The organism is Burkholderia sp. Ap-955, assembly GCF_011753045.1.
GTDB classification, from domain to species: Bacteria; Pseudomonadota; Gammaproteobacteria; order Burkholderiales; family Burkholderiaceae; genus Burkholderia; species Burkholderia lata_D.
This window is the reverse complement of sequence record NZ_VWWH01000047.1, coordinates 47,272-54,486: the sequence shown is the minus strand read 5'-3', so window position 1 is coordinate 54,486 and position 7,215 is coordinate 47,272. Positions and strand designations below refer to the sequence as shown.

The 7,215-nt window shown below is 67.8% G+C and carries 5 protein-coding genes; 4 read left to right on the top strand and 1 reads right to left on the bottom strand.

Annotated features, from left to right (window positions below; all coding sequences use genetic code 11):
• On the top strand, positions 1 to 2,006 hold a 2,006-nt coding region (locus F3J15_RS23000; protein ID WP_166894255.1), incomplete at its 5' end, for a mechanosensitive ion channel domain-containing protein.
• A gap of 13 nt (positions 2,007 to 2,019) precedes the next feature.
• Here the strand turns inward: F3J15_RS23000 and F3J15_RS22995 are convergent.
• Positions 2,020 to 2,853, bottom strand: a complete 834-nt coding sequence (locus F3J15_RS22995) for a CerR family C-terminal domain-containing protein (RefSeq protein ID WP_166894253.1) — start codon at positions 2,851 to 2,853, stop codon at positions 2,020 to 2,022.
• Between the two features lie 92 nt (positions 2,854 to 2,945).
• Here F3J15_RS22995 and F3J15_RS22990 point away from each other — a divergent pair, with 92 nt between their 5' ends.
• From F3J15_RS22990 to F3J15_RS22980, 3 genes are read left to right on the top strand one after another with little or no spacing between them, the layout of a single operon-like run.
• On the top strand, positions 2,946 to 4,067 hold the full coding sequence (locus F3J15_RS22990; RefSeq protein ID WP_166894251.1) for an HlyD family secretion protein: 1,122 nt from the start codon (positions 2,946 to 2,948) through the stop codon (positions 4,065 to 4,067).
• Positions 4,060 to 5,646, top strand: coding sequence for an MDR family MFS transporter (locus F3J15_RS22985; protein ID WP_069251104.1), 1,587 nt, complete (start codon positions 4,060 to 4,062; stop codon positions 5,644 to 5,646). The genes F3J15_RS22990 and F3J15_RS22985 overlap by 8 nt, the downstream gene beginning before the upstream one ends.
• Before the next feature lie 13 nt (positions 5,647 to 5,659).
• On the top strand, positions 5,660 to 7,147 hold the full coding sequence (locus F3J15_RS22980; RefSeq protein WP_166894249.1) for an efflux transporter outer membrane subunit: 1,488 nt from the start codon (positions 5,660 to 5,662) through the stop codon (positions 7,145 to 7,147).
• The last annotated feature ends 68 nt before the right edge of the window (positions 7,148 to 7,215 follow it).

Genomic DNA, 7,215 nt, shown 5'->3' with positions numbered 1-7,215 from the left:
TGCCCGCGCTCCTCGTCGAATGGCTCGCGAAGCGGCTGCTGCGACGCGCGCTGGCCGCAGTGGCCACTCGGCGCGCCGACACGTCGCGCCGCACCGCGCCCGAATCCGCTACACCCGACTCCGCGACGCTCGACGACGACGACGCGCCACCGGGCACAGCCGCCCCGCCCGATGCGCCCGACACCCCGAACGCCGCGCCCGCATCGTCGCAAGGCCGCGGCCACGCGCGCCGCCACACCACGCTGCTGCACCGGATGCCGCGCGCGCTCGTCAGCCTTGCGTTGCGTGCCGTGCCGCTGCTCGTGTTCGTCGGCGTCGCGAGCCTGACGATGTCGCTGATCGGCGATACGGACGCCCCGGTCGAATCCGCGCTCGAAGCGCTGATCGACATCTACGTGATCTGCCGGCTCGTCACGATCGTCAGCCGGCTGTTCTTCCAGCCCGATGCGCGGCAATTGCGGTTGCTGCATATCAGCGACGCATGGGCCGACTTCGCGCAACGCTCGATCGCGCGGATCGTGATCGTGGTCGGCGCCTGTACGGCCGCGGTTGAGATCGCCGCGAGCTTCGGCCTCAGCGACGCCGCTCACGTCGCGCTGCTGAAAGCCGTCGCACTCGTCGGGCACCTGATGATCTCGGCGCTGATCCTCCAGTGCCGCCTGCCGGTCGCCGCGCGGATCCGCGCGGCCGGCGAGGATCGTCCGTCGTTCACGATGATCGCCAACGCGCTCGCGGACGCGTGGGCGCCCGTCTCGGTCTTCATCGTGATGGCGCTGTGGTTCGTGTGGGCGCTTGACGTCCACAACGGCTACCGCGTGCTGATCACGCTCGGCGGCCGCTCGATCGCCGTGATGATCGGCATGCGGATCGTGTCGATCGTCGTGTTCGGCGCGCTCGCGCGCCTGTTCCAGCGCCGCGACGAAGACCGCACGCTCGTCCATCTGCACGCATACCGCTACTACCCGCTGCTTCGCCAGTTCGTGTCGGGCGCGATCGGCATCGTGACCATCGTGCTGCTGCTGCAGATCTGGGGCGTGCCGATCTTCCGCGCGTTCGAAACCGGCACGATCGGCCACCGGCTCGCGTCGGCGCTGATGACCATCGCCATCGCGGCCATCGTCGCACTCATCGTGTGGGAAGCCGCGAACATCGCAATCGAGCGCCGCCTGCAACGATGGACGCGCGAAGGCAATCTCATGCGCGCGGCGCGGCTGCGCACGCTGCTGCCGATGCTGCGCACGCTGCTGTTCGTGATGATCGCGCTCGTCGTCGTGCTGACGGGCCTCAGCCAGCTCGGCGTGAACGTCGGCCCGCTGCTTGCCGGCGCCAGCATCTTCGGTGTCGCGCTCGGCTTCGGCTCGCAAAAGCTCGTGCAGGATTTCATCACCGGGATCTTCCTGCTGATGGAAAACGCGATGCAGGTCGGCGACTGGGTCACGCTCGCCGGCGTGTCGGGCACAGTCGAGTACCTGTCGATCCGCACCGTGCGGCTGCGCGCCGGCGACGGATCGTTGTACACGATCCCGTTCAGCTCGGTGACGACCGTCAACAATACGAATCGCGGGCTCGGCAACGCGGCCGTCAAGATCAGCATTGCCTACGGCGAGGATATCGATCGCGCGATCGCGACGCTGAAGGAGATCGGTGCCGCATTGCGCGACGATCCGAAATACCGCGACGGCATCCTGTCGGACTTCAGCTACTGGGGTATCGACCAGGTCGACGGCGCGACGCTCGCGCTGGCCGGACAGATGCAATGCACGGACTCGACGCGCTGGAGCGTGCAGCGTGAATTCAACCGGCGGATCGCGGAGACGTTCCGCGAGCGCGGCATCCGGATCGCCAATCCGCAGCGCAGCGTCGTTGCGTACGCGGACGGATCGCGGCCGGTGGTCGATGACGAAAACGGCAACAACAGTGGCCACGGTGGCAACGGCCATGCTGCCGAAGTGACGGCCCGGCCGCGGTCGCCGGCCGCCCCGGAGCACAAGCCGGACGGGGGCTGACGGCGCGCCGCGTTCAACGCGCGGCGGGCTTGCTCCCGCGCCGCGGGCCTTTCGCGGCGGGCGTCGACGCCCCCGCCTTCGCCGTACGTTTCGCCGTCGCGCCCGGCTCCCGCTTTGCGCCGGCTTCAGGATCGGCGGCCAATGCGTCGCGCTGCGCGTGCCATTGCTGGAGCAGCACCCGCGTCTGCTCGGCAATCGTGTCGATCAGCAATTCCGCGCGCTCGCCTTCGAATGCCTCCCATTCGAGCAGCTGCAGCGCCGAACGCTGCGCGATGTGGAACACCGTGATCTGCCCGAACAGGCTCAGCGCACGCAAGCGCGTGACGGGATCGTTGGCCGGCCGCCCCGAGATGCGGCCGATCAGTTCGGCGCTCACGTCGTTGAGCGGCTTGCGCATGCGCGTCATCAGGATTTCGCTCGCGCTCGCCGGCTCCTGGCCGCCTTGCTCGCGTGCAAAGAACATCCGCTGGTTCATCGTCTTCGGCGCCGTGAACATCCGGTCCGACAGCGCGCGCAGCAGCCCGACGAACGCATCGATCAGCACGTCGACGTCCGCGTCCGCATCGAGCATCGCCCACGCATGGCCGACCGACGGCGCGAACACTTCCCAGCCGTGCTCAGCGATCGTCTCCACGCACGCGCGGTACACGCCTTCCTTGTTCTCGAAGTAGTACTGGAGCGCCGGCGCGTTCACGCCGGCCATCGCGGCGATCTCGCGTGTCGATGCGCCCGCGAACCCGCGCTCGCCGAACAGTTCGATCGCCGCCTCGATGATCCGCTGGCGCGTTTCGTCGCCACGGGCGTAGCCGCCCGCCGACGTACGGCGCAGCTTCTTCGCTTCGTTCATGCCTTCCTCGTCATTCGATCGACCGACATTCTACTTGACACAATTTTATCAACTGGAATAATTCTTCCACTTGGAATAAATTGGATGCCAGCATGTCGACGCTGCAAGATTCGCCACAGAAAGCAAATCGTCAGGAAAACGGAACAACCCCGCGCAACAGCAACGGCACGAAACGGCGCGTCCTGCTCGTCGTCGCCGTGCTTGCGGTGATCGGCGGCGCCGTCTGGCTCGGCCGATGGTGGACGGTCGGCCGCTTCATCGAAAGCACCAACGACGCGTACCTGCAGGCGGACAGCATGACCGCCGCGCCGAAGGTCGCCGGCTACGTGACCGATGTGTACGTGCGCGACAACCAGGCCGTGAAGGCCGGCGATCCGCTCGTGCGGCTCGACGTCCGCCAATACCAGGTCGCGCTCGCACAGTCGCTTGCGACCGTCGACGCGCGCCGCGCCGACATCGCACGCGCCGAGGCCGACATCAGCCAGCAGCATGCGAATCTCGAACAAGCCGACGCACAGGCGAAGGTGTCGCGTATCAACGCGCAGCACGCCAGCGACGAATACGCGCGCTATGCGCCGCTCGCCGCGACCGGCGCGGAAACGCACGAACGCGTGGCCGACCTGAAGAGCACGCGCGATCAGGCGGCCGCGACGCTCGCCGCGAACAATGCGTCGATCGCCGCCGCCCGCACACAGATCGCGTCGTTCACCGCGCAGCTCCAGCAGGCGCGCGCCCAGCTCGAAGCCGCGCAGGCCAGCGCCGCACAGGCGCAGCTCGACCTCGACAACACGATCGTGCGCAGCACCCTCGCCGGCCGCGTCGGCGATCGCACGGTGCGCGTCGGTCAATACGTGCAGCCCGGCACGCGCCTGCTGACCGTCGTGCCCGTCGACGCGATCTATCTCGTCGCGAACTTCAAGGAAACGCAGATCGGCAACATGCGCATCGGCCAGCCCGTCGAACTGCACGTCGACGCGCTGCCGGACGGCGCGCTGTCCGGCGTCGTCGACAGCTTCGCTCCCGGCACGGGCGCGCAATTCGCGCTGCTGCCGCCCGAGAATGCGACCGGCAACTTCACGAAGATCGTCCAGCGCGTGCCGGTGCGCATCCGCCTCGCCGCGGACGCCCGCGCGCAGCGCATGCTGCTGCCGGGGCTGTCGGTGACGGTCGACGTCGATACGCGCCCGGCCCGCGACGAGACGCATCATGGCTGAACCGTCCGCCACGATGCCCATGCCGCCGCACGAAGGCCGTGCGAGCGTGACCGACTGGATCGCGGTCGCCGCCGGCGCGCTCGGCGCGCTGATGGCGACCCTCGACATCTCGATCACGAACTCCGCGCTGCCGCAAATCCAGGGTGAAATCGGCGCGACCGGCACCGAAGGCACGTGGATCTCGACCGGCTACCTGATGTCGGAGATCGTAATGATTCCGCTCGCCGCGTGGCTCACGCGCGTGTTCGGGCTGCGCAATTTCCTGCTGACGAACTCCGCGCTGTTCATCGCGTTCTCGATGATGTGCGGCTGGTCGCATTCGCTGCCGATGATGATCGCCGGCCGGATAGGCCAGGGCTTCACCGGCGGTGCGCTGATCCCGACTGCACAAACCATCATCCGCACGCGGCTGCCGCTGTCGCAGTTGCCGGTCGGCATGACGCTGTTCGGCCTGATCGTACTGCTCGGGCCGCTGTTCGGCCCGGTGCTCGGCGGCTGGCTCGCGGAGAACGTCAGCTGGAGCTGGTGCTTTTTCCTGAACCTGCCGGTGTGCCTGTTGCTGATGGCGCTGTTGATATTCGGGCTGCCGTCGGACCGCCCGCAATGGCATTCATTCCTGAACGCGGACTGGCTCGGGATCTTCGGCCTCGCGATCGGTCTGAGCTCGCTCACCGTCGTGCTCGAGGAAGGCCAGCGCGAACGCTGGTTCGAATCGCAGATGATCGTCACGCTGAGCCTCGTGTCGCTCGCCGGGATGATCCTGATCGCGTTGTCGCAGATCTTTGCGAAGCGGCCGATCATGCGACTGTCGCTGATGCGCAACCCGCGCTACGCGAGCGTGATCGTGATCGTGTCCGCGGTCGGTGCCGGGCTGTACGGCGTGTCCTACCTGCTGCCGCAGTTCCTGGCGATCGTCGCCGGCTACAACGCGGAACAGGCGGGCGCGATCATGCTGCTGTCGGGGCTGCCCGCCTTCCTCGTGATGCCGATCCTGCCGCGCCTGCTCGGCAAGGTCGATTTCCGCATCCTCGTGATCTCGGGGCTGCTGCTGTTCTGCCTGAGCTGCATGCTCGACATCAGCCTGACCGCGCAGAGCGTCGGCCACGACTTCGTCTGGTCGCAACTGATCCGCGGCGTCGCGCAGATGCTCGCGATGATGCCGCTCAACCAGGCCTCGATGGCGGCCGTCGCACGCGAAGACTCGGGCGATGCCGCCGGGCTTTACAACATGGCGCGCAATCTCGGCGGCTCGATCGGGCTCGCGATCATCGGCACCGTGATCGACCGGCGCACGACCTTCCATACGGCCGCGCTCCGCGAATCGGTGACGGCGAACTCGCTGATCGGGCAGGACCGGCTGTCGGCCTATGCGGCCAACTGGTTCTCGCACACGGGCGACCTCGCGTATTCGAACATGCGCGCGCTCGGACAGCTGGCGCAGCAGATCCAGATCCAGGCGATCGTGATGACCTATTCCGAAACCTTTTACCTGCTGGGCCTCGCGCTGCTTGCCTGCGTGCCGCTCGCGCTGCTGCTGAGAACGCCGCGCGGGCCGCAGCCGATGTCGTCCGGCCACTGAACCGTCTTACGCGATGAAACCCTTCTCCCTGCCCCGCCGCCCCGCGCTCACGCTGTGCGCGGCCGCATGCCTGCTCGCCGGCTGCACGGTCGGCCCCGACTATCGCGGCGCGCCCGCAGCACCGGATGCGCCGACCTTCGTGCGCGCGCCGGCCTCCGGCGTCGACCCCGCCGCGCCCGCGCCGAGCGCATGGTGGCGCGCGCTCAACGATCGCCAGCTCGACGACCTGATCACCGCCGCGCTCGCGTACAACCCCGATCTGCACGCCGCACAAGCCCGCTTGCGCGCGTCGCGCGCGCAGCTCTCGCAACAACGTGCGGCCCAGTTGCCGAAGTCGTCGGCCACCGTCGCCGCCATCCGCATGCGCGAGCCGGATGTCAGCGCGCTCGGTTCGCTGCTGCCGTCCAACGGTTCGAGCCAATCGGGTGGCACCTCGCCGTCGCTGGGTGGCTCGGGCCCGCTGCTGCTCTATTCGGCAGGCTTCGACGCCACCTGGGAAATCGACCTGTTCGGCGGTACGCGCCGCGCGGTCGAAGCAGCATCTGCGCAAGCGGAAGCGGTCGACGCCGATCTCGCCGACACGCAGGTGTCGATCGCTGCCGAAGTCGCTAACGCGTATATCGACCTGCGCGATCAACAGCAGCGGCTTGCGCTGTCGCGGCGCACTGCCGAGCTGCAGCAGACGATGCTCGAACTCACGCAGCAGCGTCGCGCGCGTGGCGTTGCCGCGGATGTCGACATCGAACGCCTGACGACGCAAGTCGAAAGCACGCGCGCATCGCTGATCCCGCTCGACGCGCAGGTGACGGAATCGCTCGACCGGCTCGCGATCCTGACGGGCCGTGCGCCCGGTGCGCTCGACGCGGCGCTGTCGACACCGGATGCGCCGCTGCCGACGCTACCCAGCAGCGTCGCGATCGGCGATCCGGCCACGCTGCTGAAACAGCGCCCCGACATTCGCGCGGCCGAGCGCCGGCTCGCTTCGAGCAATGCGCAGATCGGCGAGCACGTCGCCGATTATTTCCCGAAGGTGACGTTGCTCGGCGATCTCGGCTTCAGCGCGACGGACCCGGGCCACCTGTTCCGCAAGCAGAACTTCACCTGGGTCGGCGCGCCGTATCTGCAATGGAACATTCTCGACTTCGGGCGTACGCGCGGTGCAGTGCGCGCGGCCGAAGCATCGCGAGACGAGGCGGAAGCGAATTATCAGAAGGCGGTGCTCGGTGCCTTGCAGGACGCCAACACGGCATTGCAGCGTTACGGGCACCAGCGCGAGCATGTCGTTGCGCTCACCAAGGTGCAGACATCGGCCGTGCATTCCCGATCGCTGATGGACGAGCGTTATCGTGCAGGCGTCGCATCGATGATCGACCTGCTCGATACGCAACGCGAAGCGTTGTCCGCGCAACAGAACGTGATCGCCGGGCAGGCCGAGCTGATCAAGGACTACGTGTCGCTGCAGAAGAACCTCGGGCTCGGGTGGCAGGCTGGCGCGGGATGATGCCGAGTTGTTCGGTGCCGCGCAGCCGGGTTCGTCGAGGCTGCTGCGGCACCGATGCCAGACATCCG

Excerpts from the sequence above, each read along its gene's own strand:
- F3J15_RS22995 (WP_166894253.1), bottom strand. The coding sequence starts at position 2,853 with ATGAACGAAGCGAAGAAGCTGCGCCGTACGTCGGCGGGCGGCTACGCC.
- F3J15_RS22990 (WP_166894251.1), top strand. The coding sequence starts at position 2,946 with ATGTCGACGCTGCAAGATTCGCCACAGAAAGCAAATCGTCAGGAAAAC.
- F3J15_RS22985 (WP_069251104.1), top strand. The coding sequence starts at position 4,060 with ATGGCTGAACCGTCCGCCACGATGCCCATGCCGCCGCACGAAGGCCGT.
- F3J15_RS22980 (WP_166894249.1), top strand. The coding sequence starts at position 5,660 with ATGAAACCCTTCTCCCTGCCCCGCCGCCCCGCGCTCACGCTGTGCGCG.